Annotated in this window: 22 protein-coding genes and 1 other RNA gene; 7 read left to right on the top strand and 16 right to left on the bottom strand. The window is 60.1% G+C overall.

Annotated elements, in window-relative coordinates:
• Nucleotides 1-316 precede the first annotated feature (316 nt).
• The 4 genes from MB824_RS04550 (at nt 317) to MB824_RS04535 (ending at nt 3,250) form a co-directional block, all read left to right on the top strand.
• On the top strand, nt 317-976 hold the full coding sequence (locus tag MB824_RS04550; RefSeq protein ID WP_238746349.1) for an amino acid ABC transporter permease: 660 nt from the start codon (nt 317-319) through the stop codon (nt 974-976).
• Nucleotides 966-1,634, top strand: a complete 669-nt coding sequence (locus MB824_RS04545; protein WP_238746348.1) for an amino acid ABC transporter permease — start codon at nt 966-968, stop codon at nt 1,632-1,634. Before MB824_RS04550 ends, MB824_RS04545 begins: the two co-directional genes overlap by 11 nt.
• A 163-nt stretch (nt 1,635-1,797) precedes the next feature.
• Nucleotides 1,798-2,550 carry an amino acid ABC transporter ATP-binding protein gene (locus MB824_RS04540; RefSeq protein WP_238746347.1) on the top strand — a complete coding sequence of 251 codons (753 nt, stop codon included), beginning with the start codon at nt 1,798-1,800 and terminating at the stop codon, nt 2,548-2,550.
• A 109-nt stretch (nt 2,551-2,659) separates the two neighbouring features.
• Nucleotides 2,660-3,250, top strand: a complete 591-nt coding sequence (locus tag MB824_RS04535) for an NAD(P)H-dependent oxidoreductase (protein ID WP_238746346.1) — start codon at nt 2,660-2,662, stop codon at nt 3,248-3,250.
• Between the two features lie 77 nt (nt 3,251-3,327).
• Here MB824_RS04535 and MB824_RS04530 read toward each other — a convergent pair whose 3' ends face one another.
• Nucleotides 3,328-4,077 carry a DUF4336 domain-containing protein gene (locus MB824_RS04530; protein WP_238746345.1) on the bottom strand — a complete coding sequence of 250 codons (750 nt, stop codon included), beginning with the start codon at nt 4,075-4,077 and terminating at the stop codon, nt 3,328-3,330.
• A gap of 93 nt (nt 4,078-4,170) precedes the next feature.
• Nucleotides 4,171-5,034, bottom strand: a complete 864-nt coding sequence (locus tag MB824_RS04525) for an alpha/beta hydrolase (protein ID WP_238746344.1) — start codon at nt 5,032-5,034, stop codon at nt 4,171-4,173.
• 101 nt (nt 5,035-5,135) lie between these two features.
• Here MB824_RS04525 and MB824_RS04520 point away from each other — a divergent pair, with 101 nt between their 5' ends.
• Nucleotides 5,136-5,417, top strand: a complete 282-nt coding sequence (locus MB824_RS04520; RefSeq protein ID WP_238746342.1) for a DUF7710 domain-containing protein — start codon at nt 5,136-5,138, stop codon at nt 5,415-5,417.
• A 154-nt stretch (nt 5,418-5,571) separates the two neighbouring features.
• Here the strand turns inward: MB824_RS04520 and MB824_RS04515 are convergent, their stop codons facing one another.
• The 14 genes from MB824_RS04515 to minC form a co-directional block, all read right to left on the bottom strand.
• Nucleotides 5,572-6,936 (bottom strand): serine hydrolase domain-containing protein, encoded by a 1,365-nt coding sequence (locus MB824_RS04515; RefSeq protein ID WP_238746340.1) that lies wholly within the window; start codon nt 6,934-6,936, stop codon nt 5,572-5,574.
• A 128-nt stretch (nt 6,937-7,064) separates the two neighbouring features.
• The gene (locus MB824_RS04510) at nt 7,065-7,649 is read right to left on the bottom strand and encodes a hypothetical protein (RefSeq protein WP_238746338.1); all 585 of its coding nucleotides are present in this window, start codon (nt 7,647-7,649) and stop codon (nt 7,065-7,067) included.
• Nucleotides 7,650-7,861: 212 nt separating this feature from the next.
• Complete coding sequence (locus MB824_RS04505; RefSeq protein WP_238746336.1) at nt 7,862-8,344, bottom strand: hypothetical protein; 483 nt, start codon at nt 8,342-8,344, stop codon at nt 7,862-7,864.
• A 107-nt stretch (nt 8,345-8,451) separates the two neighbouring features.
• Nucleotides 8,452-9,834 carry a DNA repair protein RadA gene (gene radA / locus MB824_RS04500; protein ID WP_238746334.1) on the bottom strand — a complete coding sequence of 461 codons (1,383 nt, stop codon included), beginning with the start codon at nt 9,832-9,834 and terminating at the stop codon, nt 8,452-8,454.
• Between the two features lie 224 nt (nt 9,835-10,058).
• Nucleotides 10,059-10,628, bottom strand: coding sequence for a hypothetical protein (locus MB824_RS04495; RefSeq protein WP_238746332.1), 570 nt, complete (start codon nt 10,626-10,628; stop codon nt 10,059-10,061).
• A gap of 257 nt (nt 10,629-10,885) precedes the next feature.
• Nucleotides 10,886-11,476, bottom strand: a complete 591-nt coding sequence (locus tag MB824_RS04490; RefSeq protein WP_238746331.1) for a DUF4291 domain-containing protein — start codon at nt 11,474-11,476, stop codon at nt 10,886-10,888.
• A 286-nt stretch (nt 11,477-11,762) separates the two neighbouring features.
• The gene (locus MB824_RS04485) at nt 11,763-13,802 is read right to left on the bottom strand and encodes an LTA synthase family protein (protein WP_238746330.1); all 2,040 of its coding nucleotides are present in this window, start codon (nt 13,800-13,802) and stop codon (nt 11,763-11,765) included.
• A gap of 119 nt (nt 13,803-13,921) precedes the next feature.
• Nucleotides 13,922-15,766, bottom strand: coding sequence for a chorismate-binding protein (locus MB824_RS04480; RefSeq protein WP_238746329.1), 1,845 nt, complete (start codon nt 15,764-15,766; stop codon nt 13,922-13,924).
• 163 nt (nt 15,767-15,929) lie between these two features.
• A complete protein-coding gene (locus tag MB824_RS04475; protein ID WP_238746328.1) occupies nt 15,930-16,439 on the bottom strand; it encodes a hypothetical protein in 510 nt (169 codons plus the stop codon).
• A gap of 87 nt (nt 16,440-16,526) precedes the next feature.
• Complete coding sequence (gene aroG, locus MB824_RS04470) at nt 16,527-17,576, bottom strand: 3-deoxy-7-phosphoheptulonate synthase AroG (protein WP_238746327.1); 1,050 nt, start codon at nt 17,574-17,576, stop codon at nt 16,527-16,529.
• A gap of 154 nt (nt 17,577-17,730) precedes the next feature.
• Nucleotides 17,731-18,663 (bottom strand): LysR substrate-binding domain-containing protein, encoded by a 933-nt coding sequence (locus MB824_RS04465; protein WP_238746326.1) that lies wholly within the window; start codon nt 18,661-18,663, stop codon nt 17,731-17,733.
• On the bottom strand, nt 18,660-18,953 hold the full coding sequence (gene minE, locus MB824_RS04460; RefSeq protein ID WP_238746324.1) for a cell division topological specificity factor MinE: 294 nt from the start codon (nt 18,951-18,953) through the stop codon (nt 18,660-18,662). Before minE ends, MB824_RS04465 begins: the two co-directional genes overlap by 4 nt.
• Nucleotides 18,954-18,956: 3 nt before the next feature.
• Entirely contained in the window at nt 18,957-19,769 is an 813-nt protein-coding gene (gene minD / locus MB824_RS04455; RefSeq protein WP_238746322.1) for a septum site-determining protein MinD, read from the bottom strand.
• A gap of 72 nt (nt 19,770-19,841) precedes the next feature.
• On the bottom strand, nt 19,842-20,660 hold the full coding sequence (gene minC / locus MB824_RS04450) for a septum site-determining protein MinC (protein WP_238746321.1): 819 nt from the start codon (nt 20,658-20,660) through the stop codon (nt 19,842-19,844).
• A 177-nt stretch (nt 20,661-20,837) separates the two neighbouring features.
• On the opposite strand from minC, the gene MB824_RS04445 reads away from it, so the two are divergent.
• Both MB824_RS04445 and rnpB read left to right on the top strand, forming a co-directional pair.
• A complete protein-coding gene (locus MB824_RS04445) occupies nt 20,838-21,998 on the top strand; it encodes an extracellular solute-binding protein (RefSeq protein WP_238746319.1) in 1,161 nt (386 codons plus the stop codon).
• A gap of 139 nt (nt 21,999-22,137) precedes the next feature.
• An RNA gene (gene rnpB / locus MB824_RS04440) (RNase P RNA component class A) lies at nt 22,138-22,502 on the top strand.
• The last annotated feature ends 342 nt before the right edge of the window (nt 22,503-22,844 follow it).

The raw sequence follows: 22,844 nt of genomic DNA, 5'->3' as shown, positions 1-22,844 counted from the left end.
AGTAGGTCACCGCCAAACCCTTATTCATACCCCCTGCCTAATAAATCATAGGCAGGGGGTTTCTGCTTGGGGAAGCGTAAGGAGCGTATAAAGGCAGCCTGAAACCCGGATTTCAGGCTGCCTTTTGCTATTGTTCGGACTTCTGAAGCAAATATTCAGCTCAACAACTTCAAGCAGTAGCGAAGAAGAACCGCCGAAATAAGAAAGTTACGCCACAGCATAAGCTTTATAACGACAATCTCTTTTGTCCTGCAAACGAGTATTCTACAATCCGCAGTTTTTTATTCGCGCCTGCGCGCGGGACGGGGTTTCCCGAATGAACTGGTCTTATTTTTGGCAGGCGGTACCGCGTTTTGCCGATGCGGCATGGGTTACGCTGGAGCTTTCCGTGTGGGGCGTGGCCTTGTCGCTGCTGCTGGGTTTGGGTGTGGCGGTGGTAACGGCCTACCGTGTGCGGCCGCTGTATCGGGCGGCGCGCGCGTATGTCGAGCTGTCGCGCAATACGCCGCTGCTGATCCAATTGTTTTTCCTGTATTACGGCCTACCGAAGCTCGGTATCAAATTAGACGGCTTTACCTGTGGCGTGATTGCCCTGGTGTTTCTCGGCGGCAGCTATATGGCCGAAGCGCTGCGTGCCGGGCTGCTGGCGGTGCCCAAAGGGCAGAGCGAAGCGGCCAAAGCCATTGGGCTGACGCCGCTGCAGATATTCCGCCATGTGGTGCTGCCGCAGGCGTGGGCGGTGGCGCTGCCGGCGGTGGGTGCAAATGTGCTGTTTCTGATGAAAGAAACATCGGTAATCGGTGCGGTTTCGGTGATGGAACTGATGTTCGTCACCAAAGACATTATCGGCATGGACTACAAAACCAATGAAGCGCTGCTCTTGCTGCTGCTCAGCTATCTGATTATCCTGCTGCCGGTGTCGCTGGCGGCGCGTTACGCCGAAAACCGCGTGCGGAGGGCGAAATATGGTGTTTGACTGGCTGATGCAGGGGCAGAATCTGGCGCGTTTGGGTCACGGGCTGTGGCTGACGGCGCAGATTTCGCTGGTTTCGGTAGCGCTTTCCTGCCTGCTGGGCACGCTGTTTGGCGTGCTGATGCGGGTGCGAAACCGCGCCCTTCAGGCTGCCTGCCGCCTGTATTTGGAAACCATCCGCATTGTGCCGATACTGGTATGGCTGTTTGCGCTGCATTTCAGCCTGTCGGCCTGGACGGGCGTGCATTTGAGCGGCCTGTGGGTGTGCATCTGGGTATTCGTACTGTGGGGCACCGCCGAAATGGGCGATTTGGTGCGCGGCGCGCTCGGTTCGATTGAAAAACACCAGATCGAATCCGCGCTGGCACTCGGCCTGAAACGGCGGCAGGTATTCTTTTACATCGAACTGCCGCAGGGGCTGCGCCGCGTGCTGCCCGGCGCCATCAACCTGTTTACCCGCATGGTCAAAACCAGCTCGCTGGCCGCCCTGATCGGCGTAGTCGAGCTGGTCAAAGTCGGCCAGCAGATTATCGAAAACTCGCTGCTCACCCACCCCGACGCCCCGCTGTGGATTTACGGCCTGATTTTCGTGCTGTATTTTCTGATCTGCTACCCACTCTCGCTCTTGTCCGCCCGACTCGAGCGCAAATGGGAAAGCTGACTTTCAGGCTGCCTTTTATCACCAATCAGCCAAAGGCAGCCTGAAATTCCACAAAACACTTTTCAGGCTGCCCCTAAGCTGAAAACAACATTCAGGCAGCCTGAAAACCACCCGCAGCCCCTTTCAGGCTGCCCCAAACTGCCATCCGAAACGGAAACCCGATATGCACACCGACGGCAAACTCCTGCTCAGCATCCGCCAGCTCACCAAACGCTACGGCGACAAAACCATACTCGAATCCCTTAATCTCGACCTGCACAAAGGCGAAGTCGTCGTCATCCTCGGCCCTTCCGGCAGCGGCAAATCTACCCTGCTGCGCTGCGTGAACGGACTCGAAGAAAAGCAGGGCGGCAGCATCGTCATGGACGGCGCCGGCGAATTCGGCAAAGACCTGCCCTGGGAAGCCGCGCGGCAGAAAGTCGGCATGGTGTTCCAAAGTTACGAACTCTTCGCCCACATGAACGTGATCGACAACATCCTGCTCGGCCCCCTTAAAGCCCAAGGACGCAGCAGAGCCGAAGCCGAAGCGCAGGCCGACAAACTGCTCAAACGCGTCGGCCTGTACGAGCGCAAAACCGCCTACCCGCGCGAACTCTCCGGCGGCCAGAAGCAGCGCATCGCCATCGTCCGCGCCCTGTGCATGAACCCCGAAGTCATCCTGCTTGACGAAATCACCGCCGCGCTCGACCCCGAAATGGTGCGCGAAGTGCTCGACGTCGTACTCGAACTCGCCCGCGACGGCATGAGCATGCTCATCGTTACCCACGAAATGGGCTTTGCCGAAAAAGTCGCCGACCGCATCGTCTTTATGGACAACGGCTGCATCATTGAAGAAACCACGCCCGACATCTTCTTCCACCGCCCCGAAAGCCAGCGTGCCCAGCAGTTTCTGCAGGGCATGGACTATTCGATTTGAGTTTCAGGCTGCCCCGCTTCAGGCAGCCTGAAAGCACTTTGGCAACATAAAAAGCAGCCTGCGTAGCGAAGCGGAGTTGCGAAGCGAAAACCACCAACGGAGAAACAACATGAATATTTTGCTCATCGACGGCGCCCAAGTATTCGGCCACTCGCAAGGCCGCCTAAACCGCACCCTGCACCAACTGGCGCGCGAAGAACTCACGGCGCTCGGCCACAGCGTGCGCGAAACTTCGGTTGAAAACGGCTACGACCCCAAGGCCGAAGTGGAAAAATTCCTGTGGATGGACGCCGTTATCTGGCAGATGCCCGGCTGGTGGATGGGACTGCCGTGGAAAGTGAAAGAATACGTCGATCTCGTATTCACCGCCGGCGCCAACATTCTGGTGGCCAACGACGGCCGCCACCGCGCCACTCCCACCGAAGGCTACGGCACCGGCGGCCTGCTGCACGGCAAACGCCACATGCTCTCGCTCACCTGGAACGCCCCCATCGAAGCCTTTACCCGCCCCGGTGATTTCTTCGAAGGCGTCGGCGTGGACGGCGTCTATCTGCATTTTCACAAAGCCAACGAATTTCTCGGCCTGCGCCGCCTGCCCACCTTTATCTGCAACGACGTAATGAAAAACCCGCAAGTCGAGCGCTATCTGGCCGACTACCGCCAGCACCTGCAGACCGTATTCGGCCGCACCGACGCGTAGCCGCGCTTCGGCAGCGCAGCAATAAAAAGCAGCCTGAAAAGCAATCCGATGCTTTTCAGGCTGCTTTGTGTTTCACCCTAGCCCAACCAGCGAAACGCCCGCTCCAATTCGGCGACGGCATCGCGCCCGTAACACCGCCCGTGCGCCAGAATGATTTTTTCAGGCTGCCATGCCAGCATCTGCGCGAGGCCGGCGCGGGCGGCGGCTTTGTCGGTGAAGGTGGCGCGCCAGTCGGCGGGGGTTTTGCCGTCGGGGTCGGCGATGCCCGTCAGCTTCATCACGCCCGCCCAGAAGCGGCTGGGGAAATGTGCGGTTTCAAAGTTTTCAATCAGGTCGGTGAGAATCAGTGTGCGGCTGGGGCGGTGGAAAAACACGGTTTCGGTCATCACGCGGCTGCCTGAAAACGGCATCTGCGCCAAATCGTTTGCCCATGCGCTTGGTGCGGTATCGCCCAAATCGTCGTCAAACGCAACGGCGATGCCCTGCGCCGCTGCCCGTTCGCGCACGCCCTTGCTTGCCCACGCCACCGCCTGCGGATAGCGCGCCTGCCATGCGCTAATGTGGGCGTAGTGGATTTTGTTGGGCGAGACCAAATGCCTTACTTCGCCCAACGCGTCGATTTGCGCGAACAACTCGGGCGTGGGGGCGATGGGCGAGTGGCGCCACAAACCGCCGTCCGCGAGCCGCACCACAGTCATGCGCGTGCTGAACGGGATTTTGACGCCGAGCGGAAACGCCATGCGGATTTCGCCGCCGTCGGTAATCCAGATGTTTTGACCGAAGGGTTTGAGCGTGTTCAGCGGGTGGTAGAGATGGATGGATGGCATAGGGCGTTCCTTTCAGGCTGCCTTTGGGGCTTGTGCGTGTGATTTGTTTCGCCCAGGCGCGCCGATCAGGCAGCCTGAAAACGGCTTGTGCTGTCAAACATGTTCGGCGATAAACGCTTGCATCAGGTTTGCCAATGCGGTGTCGTCCGTGTTGACGGCAAAGATTTCCGAGATGTGGCTGTGCCCTGCCAGCAGATAGTGCGGCACGCCGAGACCGGCGGCTTGTTGGTGGAACTCGGGCGAATCCAACTCGGCGCAGACAATCAGCAGCGGTACGCCGCATTGCAACAGCCCTGTTTGCGCGGAGCGGGCGGCGATTTGGGCGCTGTCGCTTCCGAAGTAGGCGCGGCGGGCGGGGTTGTCGCCAAATGCAACGGTGTCGTAGATGCCCGAAACCAGTATCGCGCCGCGCACGCCGTCGTTGCCCAACCGCAGCGTGGGGTGGGCGAGATATTGGGCGATGTGCGCCGCGCCTGCGGAGTGCCCGCACAGGATGATGCGCTGCGGGTCACCGCCATATTCGGCAGCGTAATGCCGCACCCACAGCAGGGCGGCGGCGATGTCTTGTTGCGCGGCAGGCCACGGATATTCGGGGGCGAGACGATAATTGATGTTGATGCCGAGCAGCCCGCTGCCTGCCGCCCACAGCATGATGTTGTCGTAAAACGGGCTGTCTGCGCTGCGCTTGTCGCCACGGATAAAGCCGCCGCCGTGCACAAACAGCAGGATGGGGCGCGGCGCGGGGGCGGGTGTTGCAGGGGTAAAAACGTCCAAGCGTTGCAGCGGGTGGCTGCCGAAAGACTGGTCGCGGGTAACGGCTGCGGCGGCGTATGGCTCGTGCGCTTGCAGCGGGGCGTACAACGGCGCGGTGGCGGATGGGTCGATGACTGCGCCGAGTTGGCGCAGCGATGCGGCAATGGCGGCGGGGATTTGGGCGGGGAGAATGGTGGGTTGCATGCTGGCACTCCGGATGAAGGGGTGGAGAGATTATGGCAGCCTGAAAACGGCGTTTTCCTGTTTTCAGGCTGCCTTTAAGGCATTCAAATGAAGGAATCAAAATGAACGAAACGGCAATGGTTTGGCTGTTCCAAGGCGACGGCGCAAACGCGGTTTCAGGCTGCTTTGCCACGCAGGAAGCGGCGGAGCAATGGATTGCCGAACACAAGCTCAGCGGCGTGCTGACCGCCTATCCGCTGGGCGTGCCGATATACGACTGGGTGCAGGCGCAAGGTTATTGGCAACCGACGCGCGCGTACCAAACCGAAGCGCACTTTATCCAAACATTTTCCAGCGCCTATTTGCCGCATTGCCATTATTGCGAGGGCAAAAAGGCAGCCTGAAAGGCGGATTTTACGCTTTAACTTCGCCACTCTGCTGCGCTTCGCCGTAGGTTGGGTATTGATGCCCGATAAGTTTCGTTTACACAACGTCGGGCATGAATACCCGACCTGCGCGGGAATGACGCCGTTTAGAAAAGCAGAGTTTTCAGGCTGCCTATTGCCCTTGCGCTTTGTCGTCCGCCGTCTCTTCCAACCACAGCCGCACGGTTTTGCCTTTGACAAAATCGGCGTTGCCTTCAAATATGCGTTTTTCGCAGACTACGCGGTAGTCTCGCTCTTGGATGTCGCCGTTGTTTTGGTGGCGGGTGGGCAGAGCTTGGCACTTGCCTGCGTCGGCGAATTTGGCGTGCAGGTCTTTCAGACGACCTTTGGGCACGGCGGGGTGCGGTTTGCCTTGTTTGACGAGCAGCAGGACGCGCTCGAAGTCGCGGGTGAGGGCGGGGTGTTGGTCGGCGATGGGGGCGTGGTTTTTTTGGTAGCGCGGGTTGGTGCGCGCGGCGATGCCTTCGATGATGGTTTCGGTATCGACGCCGGCAAGGTTGGTGAGGACGACGATGGCGGTGTTATCGCCTTCGTAGCGGCGCAGCTCGGTGCTGAAGCCCTGCCATGCGCCGGGGTGGCCGCTCATGGGGCTGCCGTCGGGGGCGGGCACGAGCGACCAGCCGAAGCCGTAGGGGTAGGTATCGCCGTTGTTCAGGCGGGCGGGGGTGAAGATTTCGCGCCAGCTTTCGGGCTTGAGGATTTGGCGGGCTTCTACGGCGGCGAGCCAGCGGCGGTAGTCGTTGAGCGAGAGGTAGAGCGAGCCGTCGGCGGTTTGGTTGTGATAGGGGGCGACCCATTCTTGGTTTTTCAGGCTGCCGTCGGCGTCGTCCAGTTCGTAGCCTGCGGCGCGGTGGGGGACGATGTCGCGCTCGCTGATGACGCGGGCGGAAGTCATGCCCAGCGGGGCAAACACGCGCTCTTGCAGGATTTCGCCGTAGTGTTTGCCGGAAACGCGGGTGATGACGGCGCCGAGTAGGGCGTAGCCGTTGTTGCTGTATGCCCAGCGGCTGCCGGGTTTGAATTGCAGCGGGGCGGCGTAGATGCGGCGCAGCATGTGTTTTTCGCTGCTGTTTTGCTGCCAGTCGGTTTCGGTGTTGCCGATGCCGCCGGTGTGGTTGAGCAGGTGGCGGATGGTGATGGGCTGCCAGCTTTTGGGGGCTTCGGGCAGGTAGGCGCGCACGGATTGGTCGAGGCGGATTTTGCCGTCTTCCACGAGCAGCATCACGGCGGCGGCGGCGAACATTTTGCCGATGGAGGCCGTCTGAAACACGGTGTCGGCGGACACGGGGATTTGGTGTTCGACATTCGCCAGCCCGTAGCCTTGTTGTTTGACGATTTCGCCGTTGCGGTAGATGCCGACGGCGATGCCGGGGATTTTTTGCCGCTCACGCTCGGCTTGGGCGAAGTCGTCGATAGGGTCGGCGGGGGCGGGGAGGGATAGGGCGAGCAGGAGGGGGAGGATGAGGTTTTTTTTCATGGGATTGCCTTTTGGGGTGGGACGTGGTGGGGTTTCAGGCTGCCTTTTGGGTTTCAGACGGCATCAAGGCAGCCTGAAACGGGGTTTGGCGGGGCGGGCATGATGCCTAGGTTGCGCGGCTGCCTGCGTTATTTGCGCGGTGGTCGGGCGCGCCGGGCCAGCAGTTGCAAGGTGGCGACGAGTGCTTCGGGGAACGGGCAGTCGATTGGTTTGGCGCGGGCGGTGTGTTCAAGCAAACCGGCAAGCCGCGCGGGCAGGCGGCGGGTTTTGTCCAGCCGCAGCAGGCAGCAGATTTCCAATTGGCGCCGTTCCAAATCGCGCCAGCGTTGGCGGTGTTTGGCGAAGTGGTTTTTGGGGATTCGGCGCAGGGCTTTCAGGCTGCTTTTGAACCTGCTCAAGTCGTACAGCGTGTAGGCAAGGTAAATCTGTGCGAAACCGTTTTCAGGCTGCCTGCGTGCGACGCGGGAAAAGCAGCGCAATGCCAGTTTGAGCCGTTTGCGCCGTTTTTTGCCCGACAGCGCGGCGAGTGCGTAGGCGGTGTGTGCGAGCAGTTCGTCGTGGTGCACGGTCTGCTTGTTGAGACGGCGCAACAGGGCTTTGAGCAGCCGTTTGCGCACAGGCGGTGCAGACAGTTCCGCCACGTCAAAAATCAGCGCGGGGTCGGGCTGGCGGAGCGCATCCAGCGGTCGGTCGATGAAATCAAGCGGTGTCATGGTTTTTTCCTGATTACTAGGGCGTGTTGACAATCGGCGTTTTGGCAGCTTTTCCGTCAGAAAACGGCATCTGCCGCGTTAAAAATACTCGCCTATGGGCGGCATAGGCTCGCATTTTTACCTTGCATCTGCCGTTTTCTGACGGAAAATCCGCTTCAAAAGCCGAATGTCAACACCCCCTAAGGCAGCCTGAAAGATGCTTTTCAGGCTGCCTATTTTGCCTGTATTTCTTGGGCGCGTTTTTGCCAGTATTCGGCTTTGGCTTCGCGTTCGTCTTCGGGCAGGTCGGGCAAGCCGTGGGCGGCAAATTGGTAATACTCGGCAAGGCGGGCGGCGGCTTTGCGGCTGCCTTGCTCGGCTTGGGCGGTTACGGTGGCAAGGTCTTGCGGTGAAAGGTCAAAATACTGCGGCGTGACGGTGGGGGCGTCGGGTTGGTAGTTTTTTGCCAGCTCGGCCAGATGCGGCGGCAGGGTTTCGCCCGCCTGCGCGGCTTGGTAGGCAAGATAAGCGGCTTGGTATTTGTAGTAATCGTCGTATTGCTGCCGGGCTTGTTGCAGCAGGGTTTTGCCGTTGGGCTGTTCGGTTTGGTTGGGGGCTTGGCTGGGGCTGGCGGTCATGGCGGGCGGCTCGTGGATGTTTGGATTGGAATCGGTGCAGGCGGCGAGCAGGATAAGGGCAATGATTAGGGGGCGCATGGGGTTTCCTTTCGGGCAGGGCGGGCTTGATGCCGTCTGAAAAGGCAGCCTGAAAATAGGCAAATGCAGCTTTCAGGCTGCCTGAGACTGTTGCTTGCCAACGCGCCTTATTCGTCCGCCAAATCGCGGCACAGCTGCACCGTTTCGTCCAGCCGATCGACGCCGTAGATTTGCAGCTTGGGAAACTCTTTGGCGTTGCGCGGCAGGTTGGCTTTGGGGACGATGGCGCGTTTGAAGCCGAGTTTTTCCGCTTCTTTCAGCCGCTCCTGCCCGCGCGAGACGGGGCGCACTTCGCCGCTCAAACCAATCTCGCCGAACACCACCATTTTCTCGGGCAGCGGCTTGTTGCGGAAGCTGGACACCATCGCCAGTATTACCGCCAAGTCCGATGCGGGTTCGCCGATTTTCACGCCGCCGACGGCGTTCAGAAACACGTCTTGGTCAAAACAGGCGATGCCCGCGTGGCGGTTGAGCACCGCCAGCAGCATGGCAAGGCGGTTTTGCTCCAAGCCAACGCTGAGCCGCTTGGGCGTAAAGCCGTGCGCGTCGTCCACCAGCGCCTGAATTTCCACCAACAGCGGGCGGCTGCCTTCCTGCGTTACCAGCACGCAGGAGCCCGCCACGTCGTCGCGCCAGCTCGCCAAAAAAATCGCCGATGGGTTGGACACGCCTTTCAAGCCCTGCTCGGTCATGGCGAACACGCCCAATTCGTTTGCCGCGCCAAAGCGGTTTTTGATGGCGCGGATCATGCGGTAATTGGAATGCTGGTCGCCTTCAAAATAGAGCACGGTGTCCACCATGTGTTCCAGCACGCGCGGGCCGGCGATTGCGCCGTCTTTGGTAACGTGGCCCACGAAAATCATGGCGATGCCCATCTGCTTGGCGATGCGGGTGAACTGCGCGGCGCACTCGCGCACTTGCGACACGCTGCCGGGGGCGGATGTGATTTGGTCGGAATACATGGTTTGGATGGAATCGATGACCACCAGCTTGGGCTGATGCTGCTTTAAGGCAGCCTGAACGGCTTCCAAGCGGATTTCCGCCAGCAGATGGATGCCCTCGCTTTGCACGCCCAACCGCTGCGCACGCAGGGCAACTTGTTGCGCCGATTCCTCGCCCGACACATACAACACCTTGCGGCTTTGCGCCATTTTGGCGACGGTTTGCAGCAGCAGGGTGGATTTGCCGATGCCCGGGTCGCCGCCGAGCAAAATCACCGCGCCGTCCACCAAGCCGCCGCCGAGCACGCGGTCCAGCTCGCCCATGCCCGTGGGCTGGCGCGGCACTTCCACCGCGCTCACTTGCGACAAATCCACCACTTGCGCGCTGTCTGCCGCCCACGATTGGAAACGCGCGTTTTTCGGCTCGGGCGCGGCGATGTCTTCTTGCAGGGTGTTCCATTCGCCGCAATGCGGGCATTTGCCCTGCCATTTGGGTACGGTGCCGCCGCATTCGGTGCAGCGGTAGATGGTTTTGGGGGCTTTTGCCATTTGATTGTTCCTTGTGTGGTGGGGTTTTCAGACTGCTTTTTGGGGGGGGAGCAGCCTGAAACAGGAGGGACGGATTTTAAAGCAATGCAGGGCGGGTCTCGACCCGTCGTGTTGTGATTGGCATCGGTTATGGTGGGTCAAGACCCACCCTACGCTTTCAGGCTGCTTTGAGGCCGTCTGAAAGTGCGTTTACGGGCTTCTGCGAAGCTAAAAGCAGCCTGAAGCTATTTCTGTACAAACGTCTGCCCGATAATGTATTCAAACCCGATAATGTGTTGAAACATATTGTCCTGCTGCGCCGCATGGTCGGCAAAAACCAAGCGGCTGCCTTGCTGTTCGGCGGTGATTTTGCAATCCAGGCTGCTGATATGCCATTGCCTGCCCGTCCGTTCCCAATGCCACAGGCGGCTGCCGCGCCGGTCAGATTCTTGGTAAAGCAGCACCGCATCGCCGTTGCGGTAGAAAGACAGGCAGTAATGCGTGCCGCCATCATCGCGCACAAACTGCGCCACACGGCGGAAAGACGAATGCTGCCATGCGTTGTCCAAGTGCGCCCAAACCATTGCGGGCAGCAGCCAGATGCCGATGTCCAGCAAGGCTGCGGCATACCAATAATCGGAAATATCGTGCTGCTTCTGGATGCCGCTTATGCCGGCGCACCATAAAAGCGCACCAAAGAAAGGGACGAACGAAGTGCCTTTGCCGCGCCGCAAAGCCAGCAGGATATAAAAATTGGCCAGAATAAACAGTGCACCCGTCAGACACATCAGGGCGGAGAAAAGATGGGGCGACATGGGGGTTTCCTTGCTGGATTGGTTTTTGGGAACTTGTTTTCAGGCTGCCTTTGAGGCCGTCTGAAAAACAGGTTTCCGCATCCCCGTGCAGGGTGTGCGGCTTGCCGCGCACGCGGATAACGGGTTCGGGCGGCCGTGGCTGTTAACCCGTCAACCGCGTGCGTGCCTGCAGGCGCACACCCTGCGCGGCTGTTTGCAAAATGTCGGGCATCAATGCCCGACCTGTCGGTTGCGGTCTTCAGACGGCCTTTTGCGTTTCAGGCTGCCTGAAAGTCTTTTTCCCAATCAAAGGGATAAACGCGCTCGGGCGGCAGCAGGGCTTGCGCGGCGGCGAGGTTGTTTTGGGCGACAAGCGCGTGGATTTCCTGCGCCAAATCGGTGATTTCGCTGATGTTTTGTATCCATTCGTTTACATAGCGCGGCACGGCTTCGCCGGTCAGCCCGATTTGGATGCTACGGTGCGGCAGGGGGTCTAGTTTCAGGCTGCGTTCGGGGTCCCATTGGATGCGGACGGGGTGGGCGGCTTTCATTTGCTGCCATGTTTCGTTGTCCATGCCTGCGGGCGGATGGCTCAGGCAGGCGTGGCGCAATGCCCATTCAAAGCCGCTGCGGCTGATGTCTATCGCCAAAATGCGTTTTTGGTTGTCGTCTTTGCCGCCCCAGCCCGCGCGGTACATCATCCATAAAAAAGACGGCTTGATCCACGTCATGCGCTCCATTTTAAACGGCGGCGATACAAACCGCCCCGCCGCCAGCGCGGAATCGGCAATGGCATCGCTGTATGCCTGATACACGCGGATGGTGGTGTCGGTGTAAACGGCGCGGATTTGTCTGAGTGGGGTGGCCATAGTTTTTCTCCTGATGGATTAGCGAGCGGCAGCCTGAAAGCAAAGTTGCAAAGCCAAAACCAGACTGTGCAAATATGTTTTAGGCAGCCTGAAAACGAAAAAACCGCTTTTCAGGCTGCCTTTTAGCGACGGGAAAGCAGCCTGAAAAACAGCCGGATGGTAGCAGATGCGGCCGGCGGGCGCTTAAGCGTTTTCCGGCGGCTGCGCGGGCTTGGGGTATGCGGCCAGTTCTCAGAAGAAAGTCAGGCCGTCTGAATAGTTTTCAGACGGCCTGCGCCGTTTGCGGCTAAGGCTGTTTCTTGCCCTCGGTGGCCACGCGGTTGATCATCCAGTCGAGAAACGCGCCGAAGTTTTTGCTGCGCTCGGCAACGGCGGCGGCTTCGGGCGGAAGCGGTGCGGAGGTGGCGGCAGACAGCAGTTTTTTCTCATCCTGCCACGGGTGGAATTGTCCGTTTGCCGGATCGATCACACCTTGGGGCAGGATGGTGGCTTCGCTGTTGTAACCGTATCCGCACCATGGGTTATCGGACGGGTTTTCGCCCAGCAGATTGCAGCCGGTGCGGAAATACGGCCGCTGCGACAGGCTCAGTGTGTACAGGGTGGGCATGATGTCTTTATGCGAACCGACGCGCTGCGGGTCATAGCGGGTGTGGCCGCGGTAGGCCGGCGGTGCGTACAGGTAAAGCGGCACGGCATGGCCCAAAGCCAGTTCGCCTGCATCGGGATAGCCGACGCCGCGTATATTGTGGTCGCCGCTGGCGGCTATGATGGTATTCCCTTCGGCTTTGGCGCGGCTGATAAAGGCACCCAGCTCGTCGTTGGCATAGCGGTAGGTATTGAATACTTCGCGGATTTGTTCTTCACCGCCCAGCTGGGCAAAGCGGGCAAGCTCGGTTTGGCTGAACGCGAAGTTTTGCCGCTGTATGCCGGCGGGCAGGTGGTAGGGCGGATGGTTGGTTACCGACATCATAAAGATAAATACCGGTTGTTTGTCGCGTGCGGCCTGTTCCAGCCTTTCGGCGGCGTAGCGGAACATATATCCGTCGGCCACGCCCCACGCGCCCGATTCGGCTTCGGGATAGCGGTGTTTCAGCGCGGTTTCATCGACAAATTCGTGTACACCCAGGTGTTTGGTGAAATTATCGAAATCGCGCCAGCCGCCGTTGCCGGCGGTGATATACACCACGCGGTAGCCTGCTTTGATGTACGGCTCGAACATATTGCCGGGGAAGGTTTTGTTTTTGGCGGCGGTTTGGCTGACATTATTGAGCGGGCTGCGGACAAACAGGCGGTGCAGGCTGTCGCTGGTGCCGTTGCCCTCGGATACGAAACGGTAAAACACCCAGTCTTCGGCAAAATGAGGCCGCAGCCGTCCGAGCAGGTCGCGTTGCGGGTTGTCCAGCTGCATCATATGCGTACTCATGCTTTCCATCAGGGCGAACACCACATTCGGCCGCCCCGCAGCCGCAGCCGGATTGTCAGGCGTTACCGCTTCCAATTCGCGCCACTGCGGGGCGGCAACGGCATGGCCGAGCATGGCGGAAAACAGCTCCCTGCCTTTCTCATCGCTAACCGGCCGGAATTGGCTGCCGGCGCGGTATTCCGACCACGCCCAAGAAAGGGCGGTAACGGGATTGGGCACCAGTTTGTTCAGCGTGGCCGAGGGCGATACCTGCGCGGAAGACTTGCGCAGCGGAAACTTGCCGAACGAGCCGCGTCCTCCCGCCGTTAAGGCAGCCAGAAGCAGCAGCACGATTAGGGTATTGCCCGCCCAAGTGCGGTATGACGGGGATGAGGCTGGCGTTGCGGACGGTTTTAAGCGCTCATGCAGGCGGTCGAACAGCCATGCCGGCACCAGCATCGCCGCCGCCAGTGCCGCTACGGCACGCAGCACCGGAAAATCCGACCAGACGGTTTTCAGCACTGCCGCCGTATCTTCTTCGACCAGCCCGAACACAAACACATCAAACGGCTTGTCGTACACGCCGTAATAAAACACATTGCCCACCGTCAGCGCGGCAAACAGCGCCAGCACCGCCAGCAGGCCGTAGCGGTTGGCCCGGTAAACGGCTGCGGTCAGTTTGCGGCTGAACAAAGCCAGCAGGCCGACTAACACAAAAGCCGCCACGGTCAGCGAAACCATTTTGATGTCGAACAGCAGCCCTTTGAGCCACATCGGAGCCAAATCGGCGCCAAACTGCTGCCGCAACGCCTCGTCGGTATGGCGGTAAAACAATACCAAACGCCCGCCGCCAAATACTGCCACGGCCAGCAGCCAAAACAACAGCCATTCGGCTATCAGTTTCTTAAACAAGGTAAATTTCATTTTTTCGGATGGTGGTTCAAAAAATAATATCGGGTATTTACAGGGTTTCAGGCTGCTTTTAGGGAACGGAAAGCAGCCTGAAAAACAGCCGGATGGTAGCAGATGCGGCCGGCGGGCGCCTAAGCGTTTTCGGGCGGCCAGATGATTTCGGCGTCCAGCCAGCCGCGCAGGGCGTTACCGGCGCGTACGGCTTGGGCGCGGCGTAGCATGTCGCGGCTGATGGGGGTTTCGCTTACGCCGGCGGCGAGCGCTTGGCGGCGGGCGATGCCGTTGAGAATGTCGGCGGCCAGCGGCGGGGTCAGCCAGCGGCCGTCGGTTTTGACCAGGATGCTGCTGCGCCCGCCTTCCAACAGTTCGCCGCGCCGGTTGAAAAACAGCATGTCAAACGCGCCTGCCGCTTCGGCCTGCCGCCAGCCGGTATCGAATGCCGTGCGGCGGGTGGTTTTGTGGCGGCGCAGCGGGTCGCGCTCGGGCAGCGGCTGCGGCGACAGCAGCAGTTTGACGGTGTTGCCGGTAGGCGGCGTATCGGCGGTGGGCGGGTTTAAAGCAGCCTGAAAAGCGTCCAGCGGCGCGGCGGCGGCTTTCAGGCTGCCTTGCGGCGAGAGTTCCAGTTTGACGCGGCAAACGCCGCCGGCGTGCGCCGCCAGCGTTTCATCGAGCAGGCGGGCGGCAGCCTGAATGTCAAAGGGGATGTTCAACTCTTGCGCCGAAGCGGCAAGCCGCGCCAGATGCTCGGGCAGCAGGGCGATGCGGCCGTGCTTGGCGCGCATGGTTTCAAACAGGCCGAACTCGGGCGGCAGCGCGGAGACGAAACGCGCTTTCCAGCCGCATTCGGCATATTCGTTATCGGCGGCGCTGTCGGCAACGATGCCGCTGCCCACGCCGTAGCGAGCGCGCCACGGCCATGCCGATTGCGGCTCGGCGGACAGTTCCAGGCTGCGGATCAGCACGTTCAGGCAGCCTGAAAAGCCCAAAGCGCTGCCCGGCTCGGGTTGCAAATAGCCCAGTGTGCCGGTGTACAGGCCGCGCGGGCGCTCTTCCAGCGTGCCGATGATTTCCATGCTTTTGCGTTTGGGCGCGCCGGTGATGCTGCCGCAGGGGAAGGCGGCGCGGACGATGTCGGCGGCGCGGGTGGCGGCGGGCAGCTCGGCGCGCACGGTGCTGGTCATCTGCCACACGCTGCCGAAGGCGGAGACTTTGAACGCGTCGCGCACCGACACGCCGCCGATGCGGGCGATTTTGCCCAAATCGTTGCGCAGCAGATCGACAATCATGGTGTTTTCGGCGCGGTTTTTCGCATCGGCGGCCAGTGCGGCGGCGCGTTCGGCATCGCGGCCGTCGCCGACAATCGGCGCAGTGCCTTTCATCGGCTCGGTGGCGACGGTGCCGTCGGCGGCGATGCGCAGAAACAGCTCGGGCGAGAAACACAGCAGCCAGTCGGGCAGGCCGGCCGCAGCGGGCAGGCGGGCGAGCGCGGCATAGGGCACCGGCTGGCGCAGGCGGCGGTAGAGTGCGGCGGGCGAGCCGTAGGCGGCCAGTTTCAGGCGCAGGGTGTGGTTGATTTGGTAGCAGTCGCCGCGCTCGATGGCAGCCTGAATGGCGGCGATGTCTTGGCGGTACTGCGCTGTCGTGCGGTTGAGTTCGGGCGAAACAATGCCGGCCGGCTCGCTGCCGCCCTGTTGCGCCAGCCAGTTGTCGGCATCGGCGATTTCGTCGCGGTGGGCGAACCACAGCAGTTTCAGGCTGCCGGCAACACCGGCGCGCTCGGGCAGGCGCTGCAGCGGCAGGCCGAATTCATAGTCCGCCAGCACCGCGACGTGCAGGCCGTCGCACCAGCCACGCTGCAGCAAACCGTCTAGCGTGTCGAGCGCGGCGGGGGCGAGGGTGTCGCAACGGACAAAGCCGTGCAGCAGAAAAGCGGTGTGGTCGCGGGCGTTGTCGAAAAGGATAAAGGGGGCGGGCATGGTTGGGCGGGTGGTTTGGGGAAGGGGATTTCAGGCTGCTTTTGGGTTTCCAGGAGCGTAGGTTGGGTCGAGACCCAACAAAATCTTTGGACGTTGAAAATGTTGGGTTTAGCAACCCAAGCTACCTGCTTCAGGCTGCCTTTGGGACGGGGCAAACGGATGTTTAGTGGCTGTTTTCCCAGGCGGAGGGGCGCTCGAGGGCGGTTTTGCTGTCGATGGGCTTGTCGCTTTCAAAAAGCTGCACGCCGGCTTTGCAGCGGACGGCGGTGCATTGGTCGGCGGTGGTTTCGATGGTGTAGCGGCCGCTGCTCTCGGCCTGCCATTCCAAAAACGGCATGGCGCGCGAAAGGCCGTTGCTGCTTTGTGCGGCGGTGCTGCCGTCGGCGCGTTTGATGGCGACGGTCAGGGCGCTGCAAAAGCGGGTGCAGCTGCCCAAAACGGTGTAGAACTTGCCGGCGCTCAGCGAAACCGTGATGCCGTGGCTTTGGTCTTGCGCCAGTCTGAACACTTCGCGCAGCTTTTCGCTCGCGCCGGTGGCTTCGACCAGGCGGTTGCGGTAAAAGGCCTGCCCCCATTCTTGGGTATAGTCGCGGGAATTTTCTTCGGGATACAGCTCGGCGCGGGCGGCGGTGGCGGCAAGCAGGATGATGGCGCGTACGGCGGCTTTGTTCATGGGCTTTCCTTATGGCAGGCGGGGTGGGCGGCTGCAAGAAAGGCGCCTGAAAACGATAAGGCAGCCTGAAAACGGGCGGGGCGCTGTTTAACCGGCGGTGCGGCTGCGCTGGGCGTCGGCCAGAAGGGCGAGCAGCGCTTCGGTGGTGTCCCAGCCGATGCAGGCGTCGGTGATGCTTTGGCCGTAGGTTTCGGGTTTGTCCTGGCGGCCTTCGACCAGGTGGCTTTCGACCATCACACCCATAATGGCGTCTTCGCCGTTTTTGAGCTGATCGGCGATGTCTTGGGCGACGATCATCTGGCGGGTGTAGTCTTTATTGCTGTTGGCGTGGCTGCAGTCGATCATCAGCTTGGCATCGAGTCCGGCTTTGGCTAGCTGCTCGCGGGCGGCTTGGACGTGGCTGCTGCTGTAGTTGGGCTCTTTGCCGCCGCGCAGGATCACATGGCAGTCGGGGTTGCCGTTGGTGTGGACGATGGCGGAGTGGCCGGTTTTGGTTACGGATAAAAAGTGGTGCGGGTGGCTGGCGGCGCCGATGGCGTCGATGGCGATTTTCAGGTTGCCGTCGGTGCCGTTTTTAAAGCCGACGGGGCAGGACAGGCCGCTGGCCAGTTCGCGGTGCACCTGGCTTTCGGTGGTGCGCGCGCCGATGGCACCCCAGGAAATCAGGTCGGCGTAATACTGCGGGGTAATCATGTCGAGAAATTCGGTGGAGGCGGGCATGCCCATGTCGTTGAGCGTGAGCAAAAGCTGGCGCGCCTGGCGCAGGCCGAAGTTGATGTCGAAGGTGCCATCGAGATGGGGGTCGTTGATCAGGCCTTTCCAGCCGACGGTGGTGCGCGGTTTTTCAAAATATACGCGCATCACGATCAGCAGCTCTTTTTCGTACTGCTTTTTCAGCGGCAGCAGTTTTTGCGCGTATTCGAGGGCGGCAGCGGGATCATGGATGGAGCAGGGGCCGATGATGACGAGCAGGCGTTTGTCGCCGTGGTGCAGGATGTCGGCAATCGCTTTGCGGGTGGAAACCACCAGCTCGGCGGCGGCTTCGCTGATGGGCAGATCGTACAGGTGGGCAATGGGGGGCAAGAGCTCGGTCAGGGAGTTGATGCGGACGTCGTCGGTCAGGTGGTTTTGGCTCATGGTCGGTGGTTCGGGTAGTGGTTTTCAGGCTGCCTTGGGGCAGGGTTGGTGTGGGATTTTATTGCGTTTTGCCGGTGTTTTTTCTGATGTGGGGCAATTTTATCGCGCAAACGGCTTTTCAGGCTGCCTGTAGTTTTAAGGCAGCCTGAAAAATTCAGTCTTGGTCTTCGTTGCGGATGAAGCGCACGCCGGAGAGCTGGGAGCGCAGCACGGCGTCGCGGATGGCGGTCAGGGCTTTGGGGCGGACGAAGTTGCGCCGGTAGGCCAGCATCACGCGCCGCATCGGTGCGGGGGCGTCGAAGGGGACGATGGAAAACAGCATGTGGTCGTTTTCGGTGAGCGCGGTGGAGGGTAGGACGCTGATGCCTAAGCCGCTGCCGACCATGTGGCGGATGGTGTTCAGCGAGCTGCCCTGCAGGGTGTTGGTCAGGCCGGCCACGCGCTGGCGGGAGGCCAGCTCGCTGCAGCTTCCCAGCACTTGGTCGCGCATGCAGTTGCCTTCGGTGAGCAGCAGCACGTTTTCTTCGGCCAGCGCGGCGGTGCTCACCGAATCCAGTTCTTCAAAGGGATGGCCTTTGGGCACGATCACGAAAAACGGCTCATCGTACAGCGGCACGGTTTCGACGCCGGGTTCCTGATAGGGATCGGCGATCACCAACGCGTCCAGTTCGCCGCGCTTGAGCATTTCGGTAAGCGCGGCGGTGTGGTTCTCTTCCAACATCAGCGGCATATTGGGCGCGGTGTCGCGCAGGGCGAGTATCAGCTTGGGCAGCAGGTAGGGGGCGACGGTGAAAATCAGCCCCAGCTTAAACGGGCCGGCCAATTCGTTCTGCTCTTCGGTGGCGAGCATGCGGATGACGTCGGCTTCTTCCAGTACGCGCCGCGCCTGGGCAATGATGCGCTCGCCGGCGTCGGTGGTGAGGACTTCGTTGCTGCTGCGGTCAAACAGCGACACCGCCAGCTCTTCTTCCAGCTTTTTGATGGCGATGGAGAGGGTGGGCTGGCTGACGTGGCAGCGCTGGGCGGCGCGGCCGAAGTGTTTTTCCTGCGCCACGGCGACGATGTAGCGCAACTCGGTCAGGGTCATGCGGGGTTCTCGGTTTTTTCGGTTTTTTTGTTTTCAGGCAGCGTGATGTTCAAAGCCAGCATGTCCACGCCGTCTTGCTTTTCGTGGGAGATGTTGATGTCTTCCAGCTTGATTTCGACGTATTTGGACAGGACTTCCAACAGCTCTTTCTGCAGAGTGGGCAGGTAGTCGGGCGTGGTGTTTTCGCTGCTGCGGTCGCTGCGCTGCTGGGCGATGATGATCTGCAGGCGGTCGCGCGCAACCTGCGCCGACTTGGGCTTTTTGCCAAACAGCATATTGATCAGGGACATGGCTTATCCTCCGAACAGCTTTTTGAAAAAGCCTTTTTTCTCTGCATCGAGAAAGCGGATTTCGCGGTTTTCGCCCAACAGGCGCGCCACCACGTCTTTATAGGCTTCGGCGGCTACGGCATCCTGCTGGTGGATAACCGGTGTGCCGGCATTGGATGCCTGCAGCACGTTTTGCGATTCGGGAATCACGCCCAACAGCGGGATGCGCAGGATGTCCTGAATATCCTGCACCGACAGCATTTCGCCTTTTTCCACGCGCTCGGGCGAGTAGCGGGTAATCAAAAGATGCTCTTTGACGGTGGCGCCCTGTTCGGCTTTGCGCGATTTGCTCTGCAAAATGCCCAAGATGCGGTCGGAGTCGCGCACGCTGGAGACTTCGGGGTTGGTGGTAACGATGGCTTCGTCGGCGAAGTAGAGCGCCATCAGCGCGCCCTGCTCGATGCCGGCGGGCGAGTCGCACACCACATATTCGAAGCCGAGCTCGCCGGTGAGTTCGTTGAGCACGCGCTCGACGCCTTCTTTGTTGAGCGCGTCTTTGTCGCGGGTTTGCGATGCGGGTAGGATGAAGAGTTGGTCGCAGTGCTTGTCTTTGATCAGCGCCTGGTTGAGCGTGGCTTCTTTTTGGATAACGTTTACCAAGTCGTACACCACGCGGCGCTCGCAGCCCATAATCAGGTCGAGATTGCGCAGGCCGACGTCAAAATCGATGACGCAGGTTTTGTGGCCGCGCAGCGCCAGACCGCTGGCGATGCTGGCGGAAGTGGTGGTTTTGCCCACGCCGCCTTTTCCTGAAGTTACTACGATGATTTTCGACACTTGCTTTACCTTCTTTCTGTTTCAGATGGGATGGATGAATGGCTCGGGCAGCCTGAAAAGGCAGCCTGAAAACTATTGCGCGTCGATGGCGCGTACCGCCAGGCGTTCGCCGCCTTCGAGCTCGACGCACACCGCCCGGCGGTGCAGGTGCGGCGGCAGTTTTTGCTCGAAAACGCGGTAGATGCCGGCCACCGATACCAGCTCGGCCTGCATCGACTGCACGAAAATGCGCGCGCTTTTGTCGCCAGACTGGCCGGCTTGGGCGCGGCCGCGCAGGGGGGCGTAAATATGGATGTTGCCGTCGGCAATCACTTCCGCGCCTTCGCTGACCATGCCCAGCACAATCAGATCCGCCCCTTCGGCATACACCTGCTGGCCGGTGCGCACCGGCGCGGAAACGACAACGGTTTTGCGCGGCGCGGGTGCGGCGGTTTTTTCAGGCTGCTTTGGTTTGGGCTGATCTTGTTCAGGCTGCTCGGGGGCATCTTGCGCTGCGCTTTCAGGCTGCCCTTGGGCAGCGGCTGCGTTTTGGCTTTCGTTTGCGCCTTCGCTGTTTTCAGGCTGCTGTGCCTGCTCTTTGGCTTTCGCTTTGTCTGCCGCCACAAACAGCAGATGGTTTGCCGCGGCGGTTTTTTCCCAGTCGCGCTTGCTGTGGCGCAGCGCCACCGGCGTGAAGCCGTGCTGTTTAAACAGCGCGCAGACGGCGGCGATATCGAGTTTTTCCGCATCGGCCAGCGCGTCGAGATCGAGCACCAGCGGCATGGCGGCGAAAGTGCGGTATTTGTCGGCCTGCTGCTGCCATTGTGCCGCCAGGGCGGCGGCATCGTTGCTTTGCGGCTGCACCAAAAGGGCATCTAGCCGGGTTGATTTAAAGTTGAAAGCAGCTTGCATGGTTCGATTGCTTTATTCAATTAAGTGCGCAGTTTACCGTTTTCAGGCTGCCGCTTCAAGCCGCACGGGCTTTGCGGCGGCATAGTCGGCGGAAAAAATAGCGCGCAGCGTATTGATTATGAAAAACCAAAACCTTACAATGCGCGCCCCGTCAACCCTACTTCAATGAGAAGATAAATGAAAAAAGTCCTGATTAGCACCCTGGTGCTGCTTTCGCTGGCCGCCTGCGGCGAACAATCGCAACAGCAGGCCGCCGATACCGCCGCTCCTGCCGCTTCCGGCAGCGCCGCTTCCGGCGCCGCGAGCAATCTGCCCGCCACCAACGATCTGAATATTTACAACTGGTCGAACTATGTGGACGAAAGTACGGTTGAAGACTTCGAAGAGAAAAACGAACTCAACCTGACCTACACCACCTACGAAAACAACGAAGAGCTCGAAGCCAAAATGCTGACCGGCAAATCCGGTTACGACTTGGGCGTGCCCGGCGTTGCCTTTTTGCCGCGCCAGATTAAAGCCGGTGCTTATCAGAAGATCGACAAAAGCCTGATCCCGAACTACAAAAACATCGACCCCGCCATGCTCAAGCTGCTGGAAGAGGCCGACCCGCAGGCCACCGAATACGCCGTGCCCTATTTCTCCGGCGTCAATACGCTGGCGATTACCGCCAAAGGCCGCGAAATTCTCGGCAACAAGCTGCCGGAAAACGAATGGGATCTGATGTTCAAACCCGAATATACCAACAAGCTCAAGCAGTGCGGCATCGCCCTGTGGGACACCCCCAGCGAAATGTTCCCGATTGTGCTCAAGTATCTGGGTAAAGACCCCAAAGGCAGCAATCCCGAAGACATCAAAGCCGCAGCCGAAGTGATCAAAGCCATCCGTCCCGACATCAAACGCTACAGCCCGTCCATCATCGACGAGCTGGCGCGCGGCGATATCTGTTTGGCAGCCGGCAACGGCGGCGATCTGAACATGGCCAAAGCCCGCTCCGAAGAAGCCGGCAGCAAAGTCGGCATCGAAGTGCTGACCCCCAAAGGCATGGGCTTCTGGGTTGAGTCCTGGGTGATTCCGAAAGACGCCAAAAACGTTGCCAACGCCCACAAATACATCAACTACACGCTGGATCCCGAAGTAGCGGCGAAAAACGCTGCCGCCGTAACCTTCGCCCCCGCCAGCCTGCCCGCCCGCGACAAACTCGATCCCAAGCTGGTCGCCACCCGTTCGATTTTCCCGAACGCCGAAGACGTGGCCAACGGTTTCGTGATGCCGCAGATGGACAACGAAGCGAAAAAACTGACCACCAATCTGTGGCAGAAAATCAAAGTCGGCAAATAAGCATCCGCGCCGCGCCGGCATGTCAAACTGCCCTTTCCGCCAGCAGGAAAGGGCGGTTTTTTGCTTGCAGGCAGCCTGAAAAAAGGGCGCAAGGTTTTCAGGCTGCCTGCCGGTCGCTCTGTTATAATCCGCCGCCGTACAGGCAGGACAGACAGTCGCCGCGTATCGCGTAAGGCATACGGGGAGGAAAGTCCGGGCTGCACAGGGCAGGATGCCGGCTAACGGCCGGGCGCGGCAACGCGACGGAAAGTGGAACAGAAAGCAAAACCGCCGATGGCAGCCTGAAAAGGCGGCACAGGCAAGGGTGAAAAGGTGCGGTAAGAGCGCACCGTGCACTTGGCAACAAGGCGCAGCAGGCCAAACCCCATCCGCAGCAAGACCAAACAGAACGCACAGACGCGGCCCGCCGAGCGTTCGGGTAGGTTGCTCGAGCACACCGGCAACGGTGCGCCTAGATGAATGACTGTCCGACGACAGAACCCGGCTTACCGTCCGGCCTGTACCCCCGATTCAAACGCAAAACCAAAGGCAGCCTGAAAACGTGAATTACCGTTTTCAGGCTGCCTTTGTTTGGGTTTTCTGCCTTTGTTTGGGTTTTCTGCCTTTGTTTGGGCTTTCAGGCTGCTTTGGCGAAACCACTACCACCGTCATTAGTTTGCGCAAGTCCGCTACGCTCCCCCCGCGTAGGCGGGAATCTTACCGGGACTTTAACAAGATTTTGTTTCTTAAAACATTGTTGGGTACCAAACAAGATTCCCGCCTGCGCGGGAATGACGGCATTTATTGACAAGGGCAAAAGCAGCTTAACAAGGCAAAAGCAGCCTGAAAACCTTTTGCTGGGGTTTT

Origin of the sequence: Kingella pumchi (assembly GCF_022288825.1) — a bacterium.
Classification (GTDB): domain Bacteria; phylum Pseudomonadota; class Gammaproteobacteria; order Burkholderiales; family Neisseriaceae; genus Kingella_D; species Kingella_D pumchi.
The sequence above is the reverse complement of the archived record's forward strand: the minus strand, read 5'-3'. Positions and strand labels throughout refer to the sequence as shown.

Bases quoted from the DNA above. Each gene is read 5' to 3' on its own strand.
- MB824_RS04535 (WP_238746346.1), top strand. From the start codon at position 2,660: ATGAATATTTTGCTCATCGACGGCGCCCAAGTATTCGGCCACTCGCAA.
- MB824_RS04520 (WP_238746342.1), top strand. From the start codon at position 5,136: ATGAACGAAACGGCAATGGTTTGGCTGTTCCAAGGCGACGGCGCAAAC.
- aroG (WP_238746327.1), bottom strand. From the start codon at position 17,576: ATGAGCCAAAACCACCTGACCGACGACGTCCGCATCAACTCCCTGACC.
- MB824_RS04465 (WP_238746326.1), bottom strand. From the start codon at position 18,663: ATGACCCTGACCGAGTTGCGCTACATCGTCGCCGTGGCGCAGGAAAAA.
- MB824_RS04515 (WP_238746340.1), bottom strand. From the start codon at position 6,936: ATGAAAAAAAACCTCATCCTCCCCCTCCTGCTCGCCCTATCCCTCCCC.
- MB824_RS04525 (WP_238746344.1), bottom strand. From the start codon at position 5,034: ATGCAACCCACCATTCTCCCCGCCCAAATCCCCGCCGCCATTGCCGCA.
- MB824_RS04540 (WP_238746347.1), top strand. From the start codon at position 1,798: ATGCACACCGACGGCAAACTCCTGCTCAGCATCCGCCAGCTCACCAAA.
- MB824_RS04530 (WP_238746345.1), bottom strand. From the start codon at position 4,077: ATGCCATCCATCCATCTCTACCACCCGCTGAACACGCTCAAACCCTTC.
- MB824_RS04475 (WP_238746328.1), bottom strand. From the start codon at position 16,439: ATGAACAAAGCCGCCGTACGCGCCATCATCCTGCTTGCCGCCACCGCC.
- MB824_RS04490 (WP_238746331.1), bottom strand. From the start codon at position 11,476: ATGGCCACCCCACTCAGACAAATCCGCGCCGTTTACACCGACACCACC.
- MB824_RS04505 (WP_238746336.1), bottom strand. From the start codon at position 8,344: ATGCGCCCCCTAATCATTGCCCTTATCCTGCTCGCCGCCTGCACCGAT.
- MB824_RS04495 (WP_238746332.1), bottom strand. From the start codon at position 10,628: ATGTCGCCCCATCTTTTCTCCGCCCTGATGTGTCTGACGGGTGCACTG.
- MB824_RS04545 (WP_238746348.1), top strand. From the start codon at position 966: ATGGTGTTTGACTGGCTGATGCAGGGGCAGAATCTGGCGCGTTTGGGT.
- MB824_RS04485 (WP_238746330.1), bottom strand. From the start codon at position 13,802: ATGAAATTTACCTTGTTTAAGAAACTGATAGCCGAATGGCTGTTGTTT.
- MB824_RS04510 (WP_238746338.1), bottom strand. From the start codon at position 7,649: ATGACACCGCTTGATTTCATCGACCGACCGCTGGATGCGCTCCGCCAG.
- MB824_RS04445 (WP_238746319.1), top strand. From the start codon at position 20,838: ATGAAAAAAGTCCTGATTAGCACCCTGGTGCTGCTTTCGCTGGCCGCC.
- minC (WP_238746321.1), bottom strand. From the start codon at position 20,660: ATGCAAGCTGCTTTCAACTTTAAATCAACCCGGCTAGATGCCCTTTTG.
- radA (WP_238746334.1), bottom strand. From the start codon at position 9,834: ATGGCAAAAGCCCCCAAAACCATCTACCGCTGCACCGAATGCGGCGGC.
- MB824_RS04480 (WP_238746329.1), bottom strand. From the start codon at position 15,766: ATGCCCGCCCCCTTTATCCTTTTCGACAACGCCCGCGACCACACCGCT.
- MB824_RS04550 (WP_238746349.1), top strand. From the start codon at position 317: ATGAACTGGTCTTATTTTTGGCAGGCGGTACCGCGTTTTGCCGATGCG.
- minE (WP_238746324.1), bottom strand. From the start codon at position 18,953: ATGTCCCTGATCAATATGCTGTTTGGCAAAAAGCCCAAGTCGGCGCAG.